Source organism: Haloferax marinisediminis (assembly GCF_009674585.1).
GTDB classification, from domain to species: domain Archaea; phylum Halobacteriota; class Halobacteria; order Halobacteriales; family Haloferacaceae; genus Haloferax; species Haloferax marinisediminis.
The window spans coordinates 1,627,478-1,646,085 of record NZ_WKJP01000001.1 but is presented as its reverse complement, the minus strand read 5'-3'; the positions used below and the strand labels follow the sequence as shown (position 1 = coordinate 1,646,085).

The following is an 18,608-nucleotide window of genomic DNA, read 5'->3' as shown; positions in this document are numbered from 1 at the left end:
GATGACCATCTTCAAAGAAAAGCTCGACGAGGAGTACCTGACCACGTCTGAGGTCAAAGAACTCCTCGCCGAGGTTGAGGCGGAACGCGCTGCCGACGAAGAGCGCGAGATGCGCTACGAGCTGGCGCGTGCAATCGAGCACGTCAACCGGTTCGCCCACCTCGACCCCGAGGAATCTCGCGAACTCGTCGAGGAGCTCGCCGAACTTGAGAAAGTCGACGCCCCCACCGCAATCAAAATCGCGGACCTCCTGCCGGAGTCCCGCGACGAACTGCGTGCGGTGTTCGCCCAGCAACGGTACGCACTCTCTGGCGACGAACTCGACGAGATTCTCAACGTCGTCGCCAAGTACGTCTGAACGGGCGACGGCGCGGCCAACTATTTAAATATAGCCTCGTCGTATCTACTGACATGACAGCTTCGGAGAGCGGCGACGCCGACGCAACGGTCGAGTACGCCGTGTTGCTCGACGTGCTCCGGCACGGGCGTCAAAATGATGGCCGACGACGGTTCGACGCAGAGCCCATCGCCTACGCGCTCGACGAGTCGAACTTCCGTCTCCTCGAGTTGACGCTGGCTGAAGACGCGGACGTGAGCATCGGCGACCGCGTCGTCGTCGCGCCAGTTGCAGACCGCGAAGTCGTCCAGAACGTCGAGCGGTTGTCGTACGGTGACCTCTCGAATACGGCGGACTCCGAATTAGAGTACGTCGTCCAGGACATTGTCGACGCCGACGAAGCACGCTTCGTGAACTTCTACAACGAGGCCCAACCGATTACGCTTCGCCTCCACCAACTCAACTTGCTCCCCGGTATCGGCAAGAAGCTGCGGGACAAGATTCTCGAAGAGCGGAAGCGCTACGGCCCGTTCGAGTCGTTCGACGACCTCCACGAGCGCGTCTCCGGGCTTCACCATCCGAAAGAGGTCATCGTCGAGCGCATCCTCGACGAACTCCACGACGACGACGTGAAGTACAAGACGTTCGTTCGAAACGACCAATAAGTGGAACGGGAGTTTTACCCGGCCGCACACGCTACCTCTGGCAATGACGAGCGACGGAAGCGAACAGGCTCGCGCGGCCGGCACACGCGACCCGGACGCGCTCATCCGCCGGGCAGGCGTCCGCGGTGACCCCGACCGAGACCAGCACTTCCTCGTCGACGACCGCGTCGTCGACCGAATCCCGACGTATCTCCCCGAGGACACAGACAAATCTCACATCCTCGAAATCGGTGGTGGACCGGGCGTCCTGACCGACCGACTCCTCGACGTCGCAGACCGTGTGACCGTCGTCGAACAGGACGGGACGTTCGCGGCGCATCTCCGCCGTGAGTTCGCCGACGAAGTCGAGGCGGGTCGCCTCACGGTCATCGAAGGCGACGCACTCGAGGTGGACCTCCCCGAGTTCACGGCGTGTGTCTCGAACCTCCCGTACGGCATCTCCTCGGAGATATCGTTCCGTCTCCTCCCGCGAGGAAAACCGCTCGTGCTCATGTTCCAGAAAGAGTTCGGCGAGCGGATGGCCGCCGACTCGGGAACGTCCGAGTACGGCCGCCTCTCGGTGAGCGCACAACACTACGGCGAGGTCGACGTCTGTGAAATCGTTCCTCGTGAAGCTTTCGCCCCCAAACCCGCTGTCCAGAGCGCCATCGTCCGCGTGACGCCGCGTGCGCCGGACTACGAGGTCGACGACGAGGAGTTCTTCCTCGACTTCGTGAAGGCGTTGTTCACCCAGCGTCGCAAGACGATTCGCAACGGGATTCGAAACACGCCACACATCTCTGGGTTGTCCGACCCCGACGCAGTCGTCGATGCCGCTGACGAAGACGTCCTCCGGAAACGCGCCGGAAACATGGCACCCGCAGAGTTCGCCGAACTCGCCCAACTGGCCGCAGACGTCGGCTTGTAAACTATGACACACCCCGTGTACGCCTCCCTTCTGTCCTCCATGTCTCCTCACACACACTCGATAGTCGCCCTCCAGAGCAACGCACCAATCGACTTTGCGACGTTGTTCCCGTCGGTCGAGTTGCGCATCGGCGCGAGCGCCCTGGCGCTCGCTGTAATCGTCGCCATCTGGTCGCTCGGTGCGCGACTGCACGACAGAGATTCCGAGAACGTCTCGTCGGCTATCTGGCACCTCGGCGTCACGCTGTTCCGCCTCGTCGGTGTCGTCCTCGGTGGAGTGTTCCTCTTTTCGGTCTGGTCGTCTTCGGGCGACATCGCCACGTTGTCCGAACAGTACGGACTCGGGACGGACACACTCGTGCAGATTGCCCTCTCTGCGGCGTTCCTCGTCGGTGCGTACGTCGTCACTACCGTCCTCGGCAGACTCATCAGCGAAGTCGCGAGTACGCGACCCGAGATATCCGACCACCAGCGCGAGATTATCTTCCGTCTCGCGCAGGTTTCGACGTACCTCGTCGCCGTCGTCGTCATCCTCGGAATCTGGCAGGCGGACCTCGGTGGCATCCTCGTCGGGGCCGGATTCCTCGGTATCGTGGTCGGGATGGCCGCGAGACAGACGCTCGGTGCCCTCATCGCAGGCTTCGTCTTGATGTTCTCCCGACCGTTCGAAATCGGCGACTGGGTCGAAGTCGGAAATCACGAGGGCATCGTCACCGATATCACGGTCGTGAACACCCGAATCCAGACGTTCGACGGGGAGTACGTGATGATTCCGAACGACGTGGTGAGTTCCGAGAGCCTCGTCAATCGGAGTCGTAAGGGCCGACTCCGTCTCGAAGTGGAAGTCGGCGTCGACTACGAGACAGACCTCGACCACGCCGCCTCGGTGGCACAGGATGCCGTCGAAAGCCTCGACGAGACCATGTCGGTGCCCCAACCACAGGTCGTCGCCAAGCGGTTCGACGACTCCGCCGTCGTCCTCGGGGTGCGTCCGTGGATAGACCGCCCGAGTGCGCGCCGCAAGTGGCAAGCGCAGACCGCCGTAATCAGCGCCATCCGCGAGGCGTTCGACGAAGCGGACATCAGCATCCCGTTCCCACAGCGCGAACTCTCGTCGCGCGGACAGTCGGGGCCGGTTCCACTCACTGACGCCCCATCGCAGGCCACTCCCCAGAACAGCGGACCCTCTGAGGGCCGAAATGACTGACCTCGCAGAACGCCGCGGGATGAACACCTCCGTCTACCAACCCGCCGAAGACTCGGGCCTCCTCGCACAGGCCGTTATCGGACGTGTCTCTGGTCGTGTCCTCGAAGTCGGCACCGGGTCCGGGTGGGTGGCAGAACAACTCGTCCGAAAGACGGACGCCGAGGTGGTGGCGAGCGACCTGAATCCACACGCGTGCGAGCAGGCAGCAGAGCGGTCTGCTGCACTCCGCGAGGAGGGCGAGCGTGGGTTCCACGTGGTGCGTGGGAATCTCGTCTCGCCCTTCCGTGACGACTCGTTCGACGCCGTCGCGTTCAACCCGCCGTACCTCCCCGAAGACCTCGAAGCGGCCCGCGACGACTGGATGGAAGTCGCACTCACCGGCGGGAAAGACGGCCGCGAAATCATCAATCCGTTTCTCGACACTGTCGGTCGGGTGCTCAAACCCGGCGGTGAGGTGTACCTCCTCGTGAGCAGTCTGACCGGATACGACGAGGTCCTCGCTCGGGCTGAAGAGAACGGCTTCGGTCACGAAGTCGTCGTTCAGGAGTCGTACCCCTACGAGACGCTCACGGTTCTCGCACTAAAATAACTCACACGCATTTGTCCATACAGGAAATATTATACGGCGTCATTTCTTAGCGACGGGTGATGACCGAACTCGTCTCGACAACACCGGGGCTGTATCCCCTCCCGGATTGGGCGAAGCAGACGCTCTCCGACCTCAAAGGACACCAGAAACACGACCTCATCTCCGGCAACGAAGGCTCGGATATCGTGAGCGCGTACGACCGCGCCCGCGAGGAAGTCGTCTCTGAGCAAGTCGACGCCGGCCTCGACCACGTCGTCGAAGGCCAACTCCGCTGGGACGACATGCTCGCGCACCCGCTGACGGTCCACGAGAACGTCGAGACCGGCGGTATCGTCCGCTACTACGACAACAACAACTTCTACCGCGACCCGCAGGTCCGCGGCGAACTCACCTTCTCCGGTGACGTCGCGGCCGAACTCGACAAGACGGCCGACCTCCTCGGCGACGAGTCGCTGCAGGCCGTTCTCCCCGGTCCGTACTCGCTGGCTGACCTCTCGACCGACGAGTACTACGGAGACGAGGCGGAGTTCCTCGATGCAGTCAGTGAGTTCCTCGCCGGCGAAGTCGACGCCTTCCCGGAACACGAGACGCTGTTCCTCCTCGAACCCTCGCTCGTCGAGTCGCCGCCGGCCGAAGACATCGACGCGCAGGTTCCCGAAGCCATCTCGGCAGTCGCCGACGCTACGGACGCCAACGTCGTCGTCCACACCTACTGGGGGTCGCTCGAAGAGAAAGTCTACGCGCACCTGATGGACGCCGACGTGGACGCAATCGGCTTCGACTTCGTCGCCGGTGACCGCGACCAGACGTTCTACAACATCAACGAGTACGGCACGAAAGACGACATCGCGCTCGGCCTCGTCGACGGCCAGAACACGCTGGTCGAAGACCCTGCGACGGTCCGCGAGCGCGTCGAGTGGACGCTCGACCGCGTCCAGAACAAGACGTTCGACACTGCGTACGTGACCTCTAACACCGAACTGTTCTACCTGCCGGAGAACCGCGCGACGGAGAAACTCGCTGCACTCGCTGCTGCGACCGAAGACGAACTGGAGGTGGAAGCATGAGCCGTGACGCCGAGAACCGCGAGCAGTTCCGCCCCGAGAACCACGAGAACGAACACTTCCTGCTCACGACCGTCGTCGGGTCGTACCCGAAGCCGAAGTGGCTCAACCGCGCGAACGACCTCGCCGAGGACCCCGACTCCAAGTTCACCGAAGAGCACCTCCACGAGGCCCACGACGACGCCTGTCGCGTCATCACGAACGAACACGAGCGCGCTGGTCTCGACACCGTCGTCGACGGCGAGATGCGCCGTGAAGAGATGGTCGAGTACTTCGCCCACCGCATCCCGGGCTACGAGTTCAACGGCCCAGTGAAGGTCTGGGGCCACAACTACTTCGACAAGCCCTCCGTCGTCGGAGAGGTCGAGTACGACGAACCGTGGCTCGTCGACGAGTTCGAGTTCACCCGCGACGTCGCTTCCAAGCCCGTCAAGGTACCCATCACGGGTCCGTACACCCTCGCCAGCTGGTCGTTCAACGAACACTACGACAGCGAGGCAGAACTCGCCTACGCCCTCGCCGACCTCGTCAACGAGGAAATCGAGCAGCTCGTCAACGCAGGCGCGACGTACATCCAAATCGACGAACCCGCACTGGCGACGACGCCCGACGACCACGCCATCGTCGGCGAGTGTCTCGAACGCATCGTCTCGGGCGTCCCGGACGAGGTTCGCATCGGCCTGCACGTCTGTTACGGTGACTACTCGCGCATCTACCCCGAACTCAACGACTTCCCCATCGACGAGTTCGACGTGGAGCTCTGCAACGGTGGCTACGACCAAATCGACGTGTTCACCGACCCCGAGTTCGAACCCGACCTCGCGCTCGGTGTCGTCGACGTTCACGACGCGGAAGTCGAGACGGTCGAGGAGATCAAAGAGAACATCAAGCAGGGTCTGAAGGTCGTCCCACCGGAGAAACTCACCATCTCGCCGGACTGTGGTGTGAAACTCCTGCCCCGCAAGGTGGCCTACCAGAAGATGGAGAACATGGTCAAAGCCGCCCGTGAAGTCGAAGCCGAACTCGACGCGGGCGAAATCGACCTCGCAGAACCCGTCCAGTCCGCCGACTGAGCGATAGTCGCTCGACGCTGGTCACTCTCTTTTCTTCTCTTTTCGGTCGAATACGTCTGCGTGATAGCCGTTCTCGCGAATCGTACCACCAGTATTCCACGCTTTTCAATACCGTCTGATTATCAACAACATTGAACGTTACGCGAGTTTATATTTGAACACGTTGTCATTTCATATGGTGGTAGAATGTGACAATCACACCAGCAGCGGGTGAACCGAGCGACGAGCAACAGTGGCTCCCGATAGCACGTCGGAGTCTCCTGCGCGCCGCTGGGGCATCGGCGTTTCTCGGGATGGCGATGGGAACTGCCGTCGCACAGAGTGACGAGAACGGAGAAGACGATTCGACACCGGACAACGGTAACAGTGGTGGTGGGCCAGAACCGAACGAGTTAGACCCGATATTCGGGTACGCATCGGCGGAACCAAACCCGTGTTCGGGAGAATCAGGGGAAGACTGCTTCGAGGCGTTCAAACAACCCGTCAGACCGGCACACGAGGTCGAACTACACATCGACCTCCCGGAGGAGTTGTTCGCCTTCACAGCACCGGGTGTCCTCGACGAGGACACGATTGCTGAAATCAACGCCGCTGCCGCAGACGGCGTCGTCGAGGCCGGCGAACTGAGCGACCCGACCGCCGAAGTAACTGCGCCGACCCCGGAGGGAGATGTGACACTGACGGTCGAAGAACTCGCAACACTCCTCGCCGAGAGCACAGCGTTCCACTACGAACCGACTGGACTCACAGTCGAACCGGGCGATGTGGTCATCTACAGCGCAGAGACGCCGGACCACGGCGTTTCAGCGTACCACGAGCGACACGGACGGCAGAACCGTGTCCCGGAGGGCGTCGGACCGATTTCGTCGCCACTCGTGCCCGTCGGTGGGTACTGGCTGTACAAGTTCGAAACGCCGGGCGTGTACGACTTCTACTGTCCCCCACACCAGATATTCGGCATGGTGTCGCGTGTGGTCGTGACCGATGGTGACGTCCCCGAACTCTCGATAGAAGAGACCGGCAGACCGCCAGAAGAGATGAACGTCTTGCCGTTATTCCTCCAAGGACTCGACCCGAACCTCCCAAGTGAGGCAGCAGTCTTCGAGACGGAAGCACTCACCCCCGAGAACATCGTTAGCGAGGGACGTGTCTCGTGGGAGACTGTCGTCGAAGAATACCGTGGAGGTGCCTGAAATCGCTCGCGGTTCGACCGTCCGTTCTTTTTTGAGCTGTTAGTCCCGCTTCGTCGCCCGAATAGACAGCGTCATCGGAATGTCTGGCTTCCCGGTGGGGAAGCGCCACCACCCATCGTCGCCTTCGACGAGATTCGGGAAGCGCTCGTAGCAAATCTTCGGGAACTCGTGGACGAACTCGATATCGAGGCCAGCAGTGATGAGCGCGTTCAGGATATCGCCCGTCGTGTGTGCCCAATAGAAGGTCGTTCCGTGCTCGATTTTGTCATCGCTGGCGTAGCCTTCGTCGCTCTCGAATCGGTGGACCTCGTCGGAGAAGTACGGATACTCGAACTTTGCGAACTCGCCATTCGTCTCGCTGACCGCCCCGACGACGGGGTGGACTTCGGCGATGTAGAACGTCCCACCGGGCGTGAGGAAGTGGTCGATGATTTCAGCCCACCGGCCGATATCTGAGAGCCACGTAATCGCACCGTAGGAGGTGAACACGATGTCGAACTCACCGTCGAGATTCTCTGGGAGTTCGTAGACGTCGCTCTCGACAAAGCGGGCCTGGCCGGCGTCGATTCCGGCCTCGTCGCGGAGTTCGCGAGCCATCTCGATTGCCTTCGGAGAGAAATCGATTCCGGTGACTGTCGCGCCTTCTCGTGCCCACGAGAGCGTGTCCATGCCGAAGTGGCACTGGAGGTGGAGGAGCGACTTCCCTTCGACTGACCCGAGTTCGTCGCGTTCGAGGTCCATGAGGCTCGACTCTCCGTCCAAGAATCCATCCACATCGTAGAGTGGTGTCGATGGATGGAGGTCGGCCAACTCGTCCCAGTGGTCGCGGTTGGTCGAGCGAAAATCGTCCATACGTCGCTCCCGGGAGAGTGGAATAAGTGCTTTGTCACCTCGACTGTATCAGGATACGGTACGTCGGTGTACGGGACTCGTCAGGCCCAGTCGGGTTCGTACGCTCGCTCGTCCACGTTACTGTGGTAGTCACGGGGTCGTGCTTCACCGACGTGCCATCGTCCATCTGCATCCCGGACGAGTGGCAGTTCCGTTCCCACTGCATCCGAGATTTCGTCCGGGAAGACACCGCACGCCTCGGCGACACGTTCGAGTCGGGACTCACCAGTCAGCTTGGTCGGAAACGGTACCCAGAGTCGTGCGGTTCTGTCGTCGGGCGTCGCGAGCGCGAGGTCGAATCGGACACCGTCGGTCAACGAAAATCGGTCGAGTCCGCGCGTCCCTCGTCTTCGCTCTGGAACGACAGCAGTGACGACGCCGGCGTCGACGTGGTCGAGCGCACGTAGTCCGGCGACTTTGAGTTCGACGTCGCGGATGTCGGTTGGACCGAGTACCACCGGTCGAGCCAGAGCTAACGCGTTCGTTGCGAGTCGTGCAGTCACCCACGCGGCGGCCGCCGTCACCCCGAGCATCGCAATTGCGCCCACGAAGAACATCACCAGCAGTGTGATGAGGACGAGTTCCAATTCCACCATGCCCTCCACTTCGCTGGCGACGAGCAAAGCGGTTATTTGCGCCAGACCTGACGGTCAGGACCTGTAGACGGTATCTAACCAGCTCGCGTGTCGAAGGGTCGGTGGTACCACGACTCATCCCGAGACGACGACCGGGTGTTCGTCTCGGAGAGAGCGCGGACGAGAGGACGTGGGCCGAGATGGCCGTCGCTCCTCTCGAGTGAGAAAGTGGAAAATCGAGACGAGACTTACTCGTAGAGCCAGGTCTCGTCGATGCGCTCGTAGTCGACCAGTTCGTCTTCGTCGAAGAACAGGTCGATTTCGCGCTCGTTTGCGCCCTCGTCCTCGTGGTCGGAGCCGTGGATGACGTTCCGACCGAGGTCGAGACCGTAGTCGCCGCGGATGGTACCGGGGGCGGACTCGGCGGGGTCGGTCTCGCCCATCATCTGGCGGACCTGCCGCGTCGCGTCCTGACCTTCCCAGACCATCGCGAAGACGGGTCCGGACGTGATGAAGTCCACGAGACCCTCGAAGAACGGCTTGCCTTCGTGCTCACCGTAGTGGTCGTGGGCGAGTTCTTCCGAAATCTGCATGAACTTGCCACCGACCATCTTCAGACCACGCTCTTCGAAGCGGGAGACGATGTCGCCGATGAGACCGCGCTGGACACCGTCCGGCTTGACCATCACGAAGGTACGCTCGGCGTCGGACATTTAGTTGTCCTCCTCCGCGCGACCGCGTGCGCGTCGACCGGCTTCCGTCCACTCGAGGTCACGAGCCTCGCGACCGAGGAAGTAGTTCTTCTCGGCCTTCGAGTTCTTGAAGTGGAGGATGGTTCCGTCGACCTTGACGTACATCGTGCCCGTTCCGGGCTCGATTTCTTCACCACTGTAGTCACACGTTCGCTTCTCGACCATGATTACTGACCTCCGATGGAGTCGGCGTCACGCTGGGTCTCGCGGAGCTGAAGGATGTCGCCCTCGCGGACGGGACCCAGCACGTTTCGCGTGATGATACGGCCCTTGTTGGAGCCCTCACGGATGCGGCATTTGACCTGCATGGCCTCGCCGTGCATCCCAGTCTTTCCAACGACTTCGATGACTTCCGCGGGCGTCGAGTCGCTGGCTTGTTCGTCCGCGCTCATGGTCGGTTATCGAAGGTCCTCGACCTTAGTCGCGATGTCCTCGACATCGTCGGCCGCTTCGCCAGCGTCGACGATGGCGGCAGCGGCACTGCCGACTTCGAGACCGGCGGCGTGGCCGATGTCGTCCTGCGTCTCGACGAAGATGAACGGGATGCCCTTCTCGTCTGCGAGTTCGGGGAGGTGCATGACGATCTCCTCGGGGGAGACGTCCTCCGCGATGAGGACGAGCTGAGCGTTGCCGCGCTCGATGGACTTGGTCGTTTCGTTGGTTCCTTTCTTCACGATACCAGTATCTCGGGCGACCTCGAGCGCCGCGACGGCGCTGTCAGCGAGGTCGGCCGGTACGTCGAAATCTACGTAGACTGCCATTGTTGTTCACCTAAATCCTGCTCGCGGGCTCGACTCCCTCGCCGGCGTCACCCGTCGGTCGGTCGCGATGGGTGGGCATATTCCCTACGGCGAGGAGGTTCATCAACCCCGGACAGGCTGTAACCTTTCCTTACTTCGGACCCCATAAAAGCGCTTTCAAAATCGTACCGGCGTGCGATGAGTCCGCATACCCCGAGATTCGGGCATCTCGCCACCGAGAATGTCTCCAAAAAATGGAGGAATTTGAACACCTACGAGACTCGCCCGTGAGCAGACGACCACTGGCAGTGCGCCCCGACCGAAGGAAGTGAATATGCTCGCGGGAAAACGAGAGGTATGACCACCCCCGGCGACGACGCTCGCGACGACGACACCGCCGGCACACTCGACGTGGAGTCGCTCGCGTCCGCCCGCCGCGACGAGGCGATGGACACCGACCAGCGCCGACTTCTCGTCTTTTCGGGCGACCGAGACGCCGGCATCGACGCCGCCTTCGACGTGGTTCGCGGTGCAGACGTCCCAGAAGACGAGGTGACGTTCGTCACGACTCGCGAGGGATTCCGTTTCGACCGCGTCGAGCCACGACAGGCGTCGAAACTCCTCGGGACGACACGAACCATCGTCGTCCTCGACGCCCACGAGGACTTCTCCGCGAACACGCTCGGGCGCGTCGCCGGTGCCGTCGACGGCGGCGGCCTCCTCGTCCTCCTCACCCCACCCCCCGACGAGTGGGTCACTCGCCGCGACTCGTTCGACGAACGCCTCGCCGTCCCACCGTTTACCACCGACGACGTGACCGGTCGCTTCCGCGGCCGACTCGTCTCGACGCTGCGTGACCACCCCGGTATCGCGCTCGTGAACCTCGACACCGGGACCGTCGAACGCGACGGTGCGTACAGACAGGGAATCTCGTTCGACACGGCGCTTCCGTCGGTCCCAAGTGACCGGCGGTTCCCGCGTCGCGCATACGAAGACTGTCTCACTGCCGACCAAGCCGACGCACTCGCCGAACTCGAAGCACTCGCCGAACCGGAGACCGCCGTCGTCGTCGAAGCAGACCGAGGACGGGGGAAATCGAGCGCGGCAGGCCTCGCCGCCGGAAGTCTCGCTGCTGAGGGACGCGACGTAGTCGTCACGGCACCGGGGAGACGCAACGCCGCCGAAGTGTTCGTCCGGGCCGAACGACTCCTCAGAGAACTCGGCGACTTCCAGTCGGGAAGTGCGGACGAGTTCGACCTGTCGTCGTCGCGTGGCGGACGTATCCGATACGTTGCCCCAACCGAAGCAGGTGCGGCGGCGACCACTGCCGACGCCGTCGTCGTCGACGAAGCCGCCGCCCTCCCGGTTCGTCTCCTCACGTCGTTTCTCGATGCCCCCTCGGTCGCCTTCTGTACGACCGTTCGCGGGTACGAGGGAGCAGGGCGCGGGTTCGCCGTCAGGTTCCGGGATAGACTGGACGAGTCCTCACACACCGTCACCGACGTTCGACTCGACGACCCGATTCGCTACGCTGCCGGCGACCCCGTCGAATCGTGGACGTTCAGAGCCCTGTTGCTCGACGCTCGCCCGCCCGTCGCGCAGTTGATTGCGGACGCGACCCCGGCGTCTGTCGAGTATCAGACGCTCACACCGGACGATTTGCTCGCCGACGAACACCTCCTTCGAGAGGCGTTCGGACTGCTCGTCCTCGCCCACTACCGAACCGAGCCTGACGACTTGGCTCGTCTCCTCGACGCGCCCAACCTGACGCTCAGGGCGCTCACCTACGAGGGCCGAGTCGTCTCTGTCGCCTTGCTCGCACGCGAGGGTAACCTCGATGCAGAGACGCGTCGCCACATGTACGACGGCGGCCGAATCCGTGGGAACATGCTCCCCGACGTGTTCACGAGTCAACTCCGCGACGAAGACGCCGGGATTCCAGTCGGCTATCGCGTGATGCGAATCGCAACCCACCACGCCGTCAGGTCGTCGGGACTCGGGTCGCGCTTGCTCTCGGCGATTCGCGACGAGTTCGAGGACGACGCCGATTACCTCGGGGTCGGATTCGGCGCGACGCCCGAACTCCTCTCGTTCTGGCGCGAGAACGACTACGGGACCGTCCACCTCTCGACGACTCGAAACGACACGAGCGGTGAGTACTCCGCGCTCATGTTGCTCCCGCTCTCGACAGCGGGCCACGCCCTCCACGACCGACACGCCGAGTGGTTCGTCCAGCGCATCGGCGACGTCCTCGGAGACGCGCTCTCCGACCTCGACCCGGACGTCGCGCGGGCCGCACTCGCGTCTGTCGACATCGACGACGACCCGTCGCTTTCGGACTACGAGTGGCGCGTCGTCGTCGGTGCATCCTACGGGCCGGGTCTCTACACGACGGCACCGGGCGCGTTCCGCCGCCTCGCACTCGCGCACCTGATTTCCCCCGAACGCGCGTCACTCACCGACCGCGAAGAGCGCCTGCTCGTCAGGAAGGTACTCCAGACTCAGCGGTGGTCTTCTGTGGCCGACGAACTCGGCTTCCACTCGACTGCGCAGTGTATGCGTGCCCTCGGCGACGCGTACGAACCGCTCGTCGACGAGTACGGCGGAGACGTCGCGCACGACGAGCGCGAGAGGTATCTGTAATCGTACTCGCGTCACCACGCGGGCGGTACATCGATAGTCGTCCACGACGATGGACGGGTATGGCCGAGTGTAGCGAATCCGGATGCGACGGCGTCGCCGCGGTCAGACTCTACATTCCGTGGGATGCTGACAGAGACGTCTGTACGGCACACGCGAGAGCGCTCGTTCAACAAGACGGCGTCGTCGCTGAACCCCTCGACGGCGCAGAAAAATACTGGTCGTAGTGTCGGAGACTCACCGAAGCGTGACGGCCATCATCACTTCGTCGACGTACTCACCGTCTATCTTGTAGTGGCCTTCACGGACCGCCTCGGTCTCCCACCCGTGGGCTTCGAGGAACTCGATGGCGCCCTCGTTCGTCGCCGGGACGCTGTTGTACAGTTTCTCGAACCCGTGGTCGCGCGCCCACTCGACACCCTGTTCGAGGAGGCGACTCCCGATTCCGTGGCCGCGGTACTCGGGTCGTGTGCCGACGGTGAGGACGGCGGTGTGACTCAGTTTCTCGGCTTCGGGCAGGTCGAGGTGGACCCACCCCGCCAGTTTCTCGTCGACGGTTGCGACGAACACCATCCGGGAACTGACGTCGTTGTGCCGGAGGACGACTTCTTCGTGGTCGAGTACGTCCGCGACAGTCTCGGCTTCGATGTAACGGCCTTCGTCGGCGACTTCGTGAATCGCCTCGACGAGGCTCTCTAAGTCGACGTTCTGGGCCATCCGAATCGTCACGTCGAGCCCGTCCAGTTCGACCGTCTGTTCTTTTTCGGGCGCGTACGCGACTTCGACGTGTTTTCCGACTTTTCGGATGTAGCCGTCTCGTCGCAGAATCGTCAGGTGTGCACCGAGGGCCGCGGGTTCGAAGTTGAGCGCTCGCCGTACCTCGTCTTCTCTGACGGTCCCGTGGCTCTCGATGTACTCGTAGATGTCCTTGCGGTCTTTGTGGCCGAAGTTAAGACTGTCAGTAACTTCCATGGTACACAATCACAGGCATGGTTAATAATAGTTGTTCGTGATGAATTGCCAGAACGTCTCGTTCGTCTAGCTAGGCGCTCTGCGGGGTATTCTGGGCCAATAATCGAGAGACTGCTCGGTACTGAGACGACGAACGCTCAGTACCGAGCGGGGACGCAGGTCAACAGTTGGGCCGTGTCGACGACGTTGTGAGTTCTGAGAAGGACTTCCGCCGCTTCTCGAACGGTGAAGTCGGCGTCGAGGTCGACGCCGTAACACCGAGCGTACATCGCCAACCAGTCGTTGAGCGCTCGCTGGAGGAGTCGGAACTCCTCGCGGGTGAACTCGACCATTCGCCCACCGGTTCGTGCTTCGATGTACAGCGAGACGGCCGGGCCGACACCGTCGCGGGCGCACGCCAGTGCTCGCTCGTCTGCCGCCGATTCGTCTGGGGGGTCGAAGCGCTCGCGGGCCTGTTGGGCCTCGGACGCGAGTTCCCGAACGCGCTCTCCGAACCGCACGTGTTCTGGGTCGCGTTCGCTCTCAGCGACGCGGTCGGTATCGTCCGACCACCCTGACTGTGCAGTGTCCCCGGTCACGTGTTCATCCCCACTTGAACTCGACACCCTTGTCGCCGCGTGGGTGTCTCCACTCGGTGTCGGCGACGACGGCACACGTCCCACACTCGACACAGGGCTGTGTGTCGAGGCTGACGACGCGCTCTTCGGAGCCGTTCGTCCGCACGAGTTCTTCGCGGTAACAGCCACCACCGAAGTCGACTGCGGAGACCGGGCAGGCCGCCACGGCGGCACCACTCGCCTCGTAGGAGTTGTCGAGGAGTGTGATGTGTGGCGTCCCGATGTCGGTGTCGTAGGTCAGGTTCCCGATGCGCTCTTCGAGACTCGGCGGCGTGACCGAACTCTGCTCGCGGACCGGTGTCCCGAGTTCCTCTGCGATGACTGTCGGGAGCGTGACGTACGGCGTCTGCGTGTCCGGAATCATCGACGAGAGCGCCGGGACGTTGTAGAGGCGTTCGAGTTGCCCAGACAGCGCCCGGATGCCGGCACGACCGACGAACGACGTCAGCACGGATTCGGTGAGGTTGGTGACGCTGTCGTCTTCGGTGACGCCACGGAACATCTCGTACCCGCGCGGGCGAAGCTTCTGCATCACACCTTCGGACCGGAGTTTCTTGGCGTACCGCGCTCCCGCCTTCTCGGGTTCGTTTCGCGACTTCGCCTGTGCGTACGACTCGGCAGCGAGCGCACCTGCGGTGACCGCGTGGTTCATGCCCTTGATGATGGGCCCTTGGGCCTGCATCTGACCGGCGGCGTCGCCGACGACGAGCAAGCGGCCAAAGTGCGGTTCGCGCAGTGCCACCTTCTTCGAGTCGGGGACGAGTTTCGCACTGTACTCCAGTTCCGTGTAGTCGTCACCCAGCCACTGTCCGAGCAGCGGGTGGGTCAACATGGCGTCGAGGAGTTCGTGCGGTTCGGCCTGTTCGGCGACGAGACTGTCGAGGTGGAAGACGGTCCCCAGCGACAGCGTCTCGCGGTTCGTGTAGAGGAACCCGCCACCGCGGACACCTTGGAACAGGTCGCCAGAGAAGAGGTGCGCCACGCCTTCGTCTTCGTCGACGTTGAACCGGTCGGCGATGACGTCGCTCGGCATGTCGACGACGGCTTTGACGCCCTGGAACCACTGTTCGGGGTCGTCCCAGTCCATCAAGCCCGCATCGCGAGCGAGTTCGGAGTTCACCCCGTCGGCGGCGACGATGACGTCGGCCGTTATCGGGTCGAGTTCGTCCAACTCGACGCCGACGATTTTCCCTTCCTCGCGGAGCAAGCCGGTGACGTGGACGCCAGTCAAGAGGCCACCACCTGTCTCGCGCGTTCGTTCGTGGACGCGCTCTTCGAGCCACGAATCCATCTTCCGCCGGAGGACGGAGTCCGACCACTCGGTGTCGTGTTCGTGGAGTTTCGTCAGGTCGAACGACTCCACCTTGTCCCCGGCGAGGTTGTGGATGTGGTACTTCGTAATCGGCCGTTCTGCCGCCTCTTCGCGGAATCCGGGGAAGAGGTCGTCGATGGTGTACGGTGCGGACTCTTCTGCGTAGATGAGTCCTCCCGAGACGTTCTTCGACCCGGCTTCGACACCGCGTTCGAGGACGAGCGTCTCGATGCCGTAGTTAGCGAACGTCGCTGCTGCGGCCGCACCGCCGGGGCCTGCCCCGACGACGATAGCTTCGTAGTGTTCGTAGTCGCTCATTGGGAATCACCTCGGTCGCCGGCAACGCCACCGTCAGACGTTCCGTCTGACGAGACTCGCGAATCTTCGATTCGCTCACCACCATCACTCGCAACTGCCGCCTCGAATCGTCCTTCTTTCAGTGCCGTCGTCAGTCGGGGGAGAACGTCGAACAGGTCGCCTTCGATGAAGTAGTCGGAGAAGTCGCGAATGCGCGCGTCCGGGTCGGTGTTGATTGCGATAATCGTGTCCGACTCGTCCATGCCGACTTTGTGCTGCACTGCGCCGGAGATGCCCGCCGCGATGTACAGTTTGGGCGCGACGATTTGTCCGGTCTCACCAATCTGTCTGTCTTCGTGGGTGTACTGTTCGACGTGGCCGTCGAACTGGAACGACCCCGTGACGATACCGCGGGTGACACCCACTTCGGCGTCTTCGAACTGATTTGCGAGTTCCAGCGCCAGTTCGATACCCTTCGTCGGGTCGTCGCCGATACCCCGGCCGACGGCGACGATGACGTCGTGGCCGGTCAGGTCGATTCCTTCGTCCAACTGGTCCCACTCGGTCACAAAGATACGGAACCAGTCGTCGTCGAGCGGCGCGTCGTGTTCGACGACGAGACCCTCGCGGTCTGGGTCACCCTCGGGGATGTCGAAACTCCCCGGAATGACCGATGCACCCTGTGGGTGGAACTCTCGTGTCGGGTTGTCGATACAGAGAATCGTCGAGTACTCGAACCCGGAGAAGTCCGGGCGCTTCATGTGAAGCACGCGCTCGAACTCCTTTTTCTCGCCGGCGACGCCGGTCTTGACGGGGTTCGAGATGATTTCGTTCGTGATGTAGAGTCCAGAACAGTCGCTGGCGAGGCCGGAGTCGAGTTCGGCCTGTACGAGTGCCGAGAGGTCGCGGCCGTTGTTCGTCGCCGGGAACACCGTGTAGCGCGGTTTGTCGTACTCGCGCCACTCCTCGTCACGGCCATCCGTCACTTCGCCACGGTTGTGAGTCGCCCCCGCGCGGGCCATGTCGCAGAATATCTCCGTGTAGGGCTTGTGCTGGAACCGTTCGAGTCGCTCGTCTTCGCGGACGACGACAACGTCGGCACCGTAGGCGATGACGTCGTCGACGTGCTTCGAGACGTCGGACCCGATGAGGACGGCCACGACACGTTCGTCTGCATCGTAGTCGTCGTTGTACTGGTCCATCAACTCGCGCGCCTTCCCGAGCATCTCTTTCGAGACGTCGACGAGTTCGCCCGCCTGCGTCTCACAGTAGACCCACATGTCTTCGTAGACGCCGCCGTGGAGCGAGCGAACGTGACGCTTGTCGCGCGTCGGGTGGTCGAGGTCGGGATGTCGCTCTTCGGCGGTTCGTTCGTCGACATCGGCGACCGTGACCTCTTCGTCACTCCCCTGGACGGAGTCGATGCGCTTGTTGATGAGGCGTTTGACTGCGCCCCGGTCTTCGCCCGCCTCTTCTGCTTCGAGGAGTGCTTCGAGGTCGTCTACCTCGTCGATGTTTTGCAGCGCGTTCCCCACGTCGGCCGTACTCATCGACGCGAGGTCGAGGCTCCCGGCGTCTGCGGGTTCGTCGTCGTCTTCGGAGAACTTCTCGATACGACTCTCGATGAGCGCGATGACGGGTGCGCGGTTCTGTCCGCGGTGTTCCGCCTGCAGAATCTCTTCTAACTCGCCGACGTCTTCGATGTCTTTGAGCGCGGGACCGAGTTCCGAGATCTCGTACTCACCCGGGTCGAACTCAGTCATCGCCAGTCACCTCCGCGGCCGACGCGTCGCCACCGACTGCCGACTGCATCGCCTCCAGAACGGCTGTCATCGACTCGGTGTCTGCCGGGTCGACCATCGTCGCCTCACGCTCTGCCGGCGCTTTCGGAATCGGGTCGACAGACGAGACGATGGTCGGTGACCCGTCGAGGCCGATGTAGTCTGGGTCGACGTTGATGCCGGTGTGGTCCCACACCGTCAGATAGTCCTCGAAGTCAGGCGCACGTTGCTGAGTCTCCGCGCGGAGGTCCTTCAACGTGAGCCGCTCGCCGGCCGACCGATACGAGGGGACGAACTCCGGGTCGGCGACGACGAACGCCGGAAGTGAGGTTTCGACCGTCTCTATCTCTTCTATGTCCCCCTCGACGAGTCGTTTCGCTCGGAGAACTCGTTCTTCTTCGTCGATGTCGAGCGAGATGACGTGCGTGACGAGCGGCATGTCGAGACACCAGTTCGTCTGGGGGCCGGTGTGACCGGTCTCCCCGTCTGCCGTCTTGAACCCCGAAAAGACGATATCCGGCATCTCGTCGAGGTTCTCGATGGCCGCACTGAGCGTAATCGCCGTCGCCCACGTGTCGGCCGCCGCCATCTCCCGGTCAGAGATGAGATACAGGTCGTCGGCGTACACCGACTCCATCGCCTCCTGGAGCACTTCCTTGTACCCCGGCGGACCCATGCTCATCACACTGACGTTGCCGCCGTGTCGAACCCGTGTCTGGAGCGCCGCCTCCAGTGCGAACTTGTCGTTCGGGTTCATCACCGTGGGCGTCTTCCCCCGCTCTAGATGCCCGTTTTCGTCGAACGATACCTGTCCCTCTCGAAAGTCAGGGACACCTTTGGTAAGTACCACCATGTGCATTGAGAACACTCTCTGCTTAGTGCTAGCTCAGATTCATAATAATCTTTTGTGCTACCCGCTTGAAAAGTCAGCGAGGGCCGTCGCTCTCGGCGTCCGGCTCGCACGCGAGAGAGTCAGTACGGGCGAGACGACGTGCGG

General features: G+C 62.5%; 21 protein-coding genes. 10 read left to right on the top strand and 11 right to left on the bottom strand.

Features of this window, described 5'->3' with window-relative positions; translation table 11 throughout:
• Position 1: 1 nt before the first annotated feature.
• The 8 genes from GJR98_RS08560 (at position 2) to GJR98_RS08525 (ending at position 7,034) form a co-directional block, all read left to right on the top strand.
• Positions 2-358, top strand: coding sequence for an RNA polymerase Rpb4 family protein (locus tag GJR98_RS08560; RefSeq protein ID WP_151137348.1), 357 nt, complete (start codon positions 2-4; stop codon positions 356-358).
• Between the two features lie 53 nt (positions 359-411).
• Positions 412-1,002 carry a DUF655 domain-containing protein gene (locus GJR98_RS08555; protein ID WP_151137346.1) on the top strand — a complete coding sequence of 197 codons (591 nt, stop codon included), beginning with the start codon at positions 412-414 and terminating at the stop codon, positions 1,000-1,002.
• 43 nt (positions 1,003-1,045) lie between these two features.
• Positions 1,046-1,909, top strand: a complete 864-nt coding sequence (locus GJR98_RS08550) for a 16S ribosomal RNA methyltransferase A (RefSeq protein WP_151137344.1) — start codon at positions 1,046-1,048, stop codon at positions 1,907-1,909.
• A gap of 3 nt (positions 1,910-1,912) precedes the next feature.
• On the top strand, positions 1,913-3,115 hold the full coding sequence (locus GJR98_RS08545; protein WP_151137342.1) for a mechanosensitive ion channel family protein: 1,203 nt from the start codon (positions 1,913-1,915) through the stop codon (positions 3,113-3,115).
• Positions 3,108-3,704 carry a HemK2/MTQ2 family protein methyltransferase gene (locus GJR98_RS08540; protein WP_151137340.1) on the top strand — a complete coding sequence of 199 codons (597 nt, stop codon included), beginning with the start codon at positions 3,108-3,110 and terminating at the stop codon, positions 3,702-3,704. The genes GJR98_RS08545 and GJR98_RS08540 overlap by 8 nt, the downstream gene beginning before the upstream one ends.
• A gap of 59 nt (positions 3,705-3,763) precedes the next feature.
• On the top strand, positions 3,764-4,771 hold the full coding sequence (locus tag GJR98_RS08535; RefSeq protein WP_151137338.1) for a 5-methyltetrahydropteroyltriglutamate--homocysteine methyltransferase: 1,008 nt from the start codon (positions 3,764-3,766) through the stop codon (positions 4,769-4,771).
• Entirely contained in the window at positions 4,768-5,841 is a 1,074-nt protein-coding gene (locus tag GJR98_RS08530; protein ID WP_151137336.1) for a methionine synthase, read from the top strand. The genes GJR98_RS08535 and GJR98_RS08530 overlap by 4 nt, the downstream gene beginning before the upstream one ends.
• A gap of 188 nt (positions 5,842-6,029) precedes the next feature.
• Positions 6,030-7,034 carry a cupredoxin domain-containing protein gene (locus tag GJR98_RS08525; RefSeq protein ID WP_225316386.1) on the top strand — a complete coding sequence of 335 codons (1,005 nt, stop codon included), beginning with the start codon at positions 6,030-6,032 and terminating at the stop codon, positions 7,032-7,034.
• Between the two features lie 39 nt (positions 7,035-7,073).
• Here the strand turns inward: GJR98_RS08525 and GJR98_RS08520 are convergent, their stop codons facing one another.
• The 6 genes from GJR98_RS08520 to rpl7ae all read right to left on the bottom strand — a co-directional run bounded on the left by GJR98_RS08520 (position 7,074) and on the right by rpl7ae (position 10,013).
• Positions 7,074-7,886 carry a class I SAM-dependent methyltransferase gene (locus GJR98_RS08520; RefSeq protein WP_151137334.1) on the bottom strand — a complete coding sequence of 271 codons (813 nt, stop codon included), beginning with the start codon at positions 7,884-7,886 and terminating at the stop codon, positions 7,074-7,076.
• Between the two features lie 80 nt (positions 7,887-7,966).
• Entirely contained in the window at positions 7,967-8,521 is a 555-nt protein-coding gene (locus GJR98_RS08515; protein WP_151137332.1) for a hypothetical protein, read from the bottom strand.
• A 227-nt stretch (positions 8,522-8,748) separates the two neighbouring features.
• A complete protein-coding gene (gene ndk, locus GJR98_RS08510) occupies positions 8,749-9,213 on the bottom strand; it encodes a nucleoside-diphosphate kinase (RefSeq protein WP_151137330.1) in 465 nt (154 codons plus the stop codon).
• Entirely contained in the window at positions 9,214-9,417 is a 204-nt protein-coding gene (locus tag GJR98_RS08505; RefSeq protein WP_058572098.1) for a 50S ribosomal protein L24e, read from the bottom strand.
• 2 nt (positions 9,418-9,419) lie between these two features.
• The gene (locus GJR98_RS08500; RefSeq protein ID WP_004060228.1) at positions 9,420-9,644 is read right to left on the bottom strand and encodes a 30S ribosomal protein S28e; all 225 of its coding nucleotides are present in this window, start codon (positions 9,642-9,644) and stop codon (positions 9,420-9,422) included.
• Between the two features lie 6 nt (positions 9,645-9,650).
• Positions 9,651-10,013 carry a 50S ribosomal protein L7Ae gene (gene rpl7ae, locus GJR98_RS08495; protein WP_151137328.1) on the bottom strand — a complete coding sequence of 121 codons (363 nt, stop codon included), beginning with the start codon at positions 10,011-10,013 and terminating at the stop codon, positions 9,651-9,653.
• Between the two features lie 336 nt (positions 10,014-10,349).
• On the opposite strand from rpl7ae, the gene tmcA reads away from it, so the two are divergent.
• Positions 10,350-12,635 (top strand): tRNA(Met) cytidine acetyltransferase TmcA, encoded by a 2,286-nt coding sequence (gene tmcA / locus GJR98_RS08490; protein WP_151137326.1) that lies wholly within the window; start codon positions 10,350-10,352, stop codon positions 12,633-12,635.
• A gap of 59 nt (positions 12,636-12,694) precedes the next feature.
• On the top strand, positions 12,695-12,859 hold the full coding sequence (locus GJR98_RS17475) for a hypothetical protein (RefSeq protein ID WP_191965439.1): 165 nt from the start codon (positions 12,695-12,697) through the stop codon (positions 12,857-12,859).
• 10 nt (positions 12,860-12,869) lie between these two features.
• Here GJR98_RS17475 and GJR98_RS08485 read toward each other — a convergent pair whose 3' ends face one another.
• The 5 genes from GJR98_RS08485 to GJR98_RS08465 all read right to left on the bottom strand — a co-directional run bounded on the left by GJR98_RS08485 (position 12,870) and on the right by GJR98_RS08465 (position 18,470).
• Entirely contained in the window at positions 12,870-13,604 is a 735-nt protein-coding gene (locus GJR98_RS08485; RefSeq protein WP_151137324.1) for a GNAT family N-acetyltransferase, read from the bottom strand.
• Between the two features lie 137 nt (positions 13,605-13,741).
• Positions 13,742-14,182 (bottom strand): hypothetical protein, encoded by a 441-nt coding sequence (locus tag GJR98_RS08480; protein WP_151137322.1) that lies wholly within the window; start codon positions 14,180-14,182, stop codon positions 13,742-13,744.
• 4 nt (positions 14,183-14,186) lie between these two features.
• Positions 14,187-15,851 carry an FAD-dependent monooxygenase gene (locus GJR98_RS08475; protein WP_151137320.1) on the bottom strand — a complete coding sequence of 555 codons (1,665 nt, stop codon included), beginning with the start codon at positions 15,849-15,851 and terminating at the stop codon, positions 14,187-14,189.
• Complete coding sequence (locus tag GJR98_RS08470; protein WP_151137318.1) at positions 15,848-17,593, bottom strand: electron transfer flavoprotein subunit alpha/FixB family protein; 1,746 nt, start codon at positions 17,591-17,593, stop codon at positions 15,848-15,850. The genes GJR98_RS08475 and GJR98_RS08470 overlap by 4 nt, the downstream gene beginning before the upstream one ends.
• The gene (locus GJR98_RS08465; protein WP_151137316.1) at positions 17,586-18,470 is read right to left on the bottom strand and encodes an electron transfer flavoprotein subunit beta/FixA family protein; all 885 of its coding nucleotides are present in this window, start codon (positions 18,468-18,470) and stop codon (positions 17,586-17,588) included. The genes GJR98_RS08470 and GJR98_RS08465 overlap by 8 nt, the downstream gene beginning before the upstream one ends.
• Positions 18,471-18,608: the final 138 nt, after the last annotated feature.

Excerpts from the sequence above, each read along its gene's own strand:
- tmcA (WP_151137326.1), top strand. The coding sequence starts at position 10,350 with ATGACCACCCCCGGCGACGACGCTCGCGACGACGACACCGCCGGCACA.
- GJR98_RS08520 (WP_151137334.1), bottom strand. The coding sequence starts at position 7,886 with ATGGACGATTTTCGCTCGACCAACCGCGACCACTGGGACGAGTTGGCC.
- GJR98_RS08550 (WP_151137344.1), top strand. The coding sequence starts at position 1,046 with ATGACGAGCGACGGAAGCGAACAGGCTCGCGCGGCCGGCACACGCGAC.
- GJR98_RS08555 (WP_151137346.1), top strand. The coding sequence starts at position 412 with ATGACAGCTTCGGAGAGCGGCGACGCCGACGCAACGGTCGAGTACGCC.
- rpl7ae (WP_151137328.1), bottom strand. The coding sequence starts at position 10,013 with ATGGCAGTCTACGTAGATTTCGACGTACCGGCCGACCTCGCTGACAGC.
- ndk (WP_151137330.1), bottom strand. The coding sequence starts at position 9,213 with ATGTCCGACGCCGAGCGTACCTTCGTGATGGTCAAGCCGGACGGTGTC.
- GJR98_RS08500 (WP_004060228.1), bottom strand. The coding sequence starts at position 9,644 with ATGAGCGCGGACGAACAAGCCAGCGACTCGACGCCCGCGGAAGTCATC.
- GJR98_RS08545 (WP_151137342.1), top strand. The coding sequence starts at position 1,913 with ATGACACACCCCGTGTACGCCTCCCTTCTGTCCTCCATGTCTCCTCAC.
- GJR98_RS08560 (WP_151137348.1), top strand. The coding sequence starts at position 2 with ATGACCATCTTCAAAGAAAAGCTCGACGAGGAGTACCTGACCACGTCT.
- GJR98_RS17475 (WP_191965439.1), top strand. The coding sequence starts at position 12,695 with ATGGCCGAGTGTAGCGAATCCGGATGCGACGGCGTCGCCGCGGTCAGA.
- GJR98_RS08505 (WP_058572098.1), bottom strand. The coding sequence starts at position 9,417 with ATGGTCGAGAAGCGAACGTGTGACTACAGTGGTGAAGAAATCGAGCCC.
- GJR98_RS08475 (WP_151137320.1), bottom strand. The coding sequence starts at position 15,851 with ATGAGCGACTACGAACACTACGAAGCTATCGTCGTCGGGGCAGGCCCC.
- GJR98_RS08465 (WP_151137316.1), bottom strand. The coding sequence starts at position 18,470 with ATGCACATGGTGGTACTTACCAAAGGTGTCCCTGACTTTCGAGAGGGA.
- GJR98_RS08530 (WP_151137336.1), top strand. The coding sequence starts at position 4,768 with ATGAGCCGTGACGCCGAGAACCGCGAGCAGTTCCGCCCCGAGAACCAC.
- GJR98_RS08470 (WP_151137318.1), bottom strand. The coding sequence starts at position 17,593 with ATGACTGAGTTCGACCCGGGTGAGTACGAGATCTCGGAACTCGGTCCC.
- GJR98_RS08540 (WP_151137340.1), top strand. The coding sequence starts at position 3,108 with ATGACTGACCTCGCAGAACGCCGCGGGATGAACACCTCCGTCTACCAA.
- GJR98_RS08515 (WP_151137332.1), bottom strand. The coding sequence starts at position 8,521 with ATGGTGGAATTGGAACTCGTCCTCATCACACTGCTGGTGATGTTCTTC.
- GJR98_RS08485 (WP_151137324.1), bottom strand. The coding sequence starts at position 13,604 with ATGGAAGTTACTGACAGTCTTAACTTCGGCCACAAAGACCGCAAGGAC.
- GJR98_RS08535 (WP_151137338.1), top strand. The coding sequence starts at position 3,764 with ATGACCGAACTCGTCTCGACAACACCGGGGCTGTATCCCCTCCCGGAT.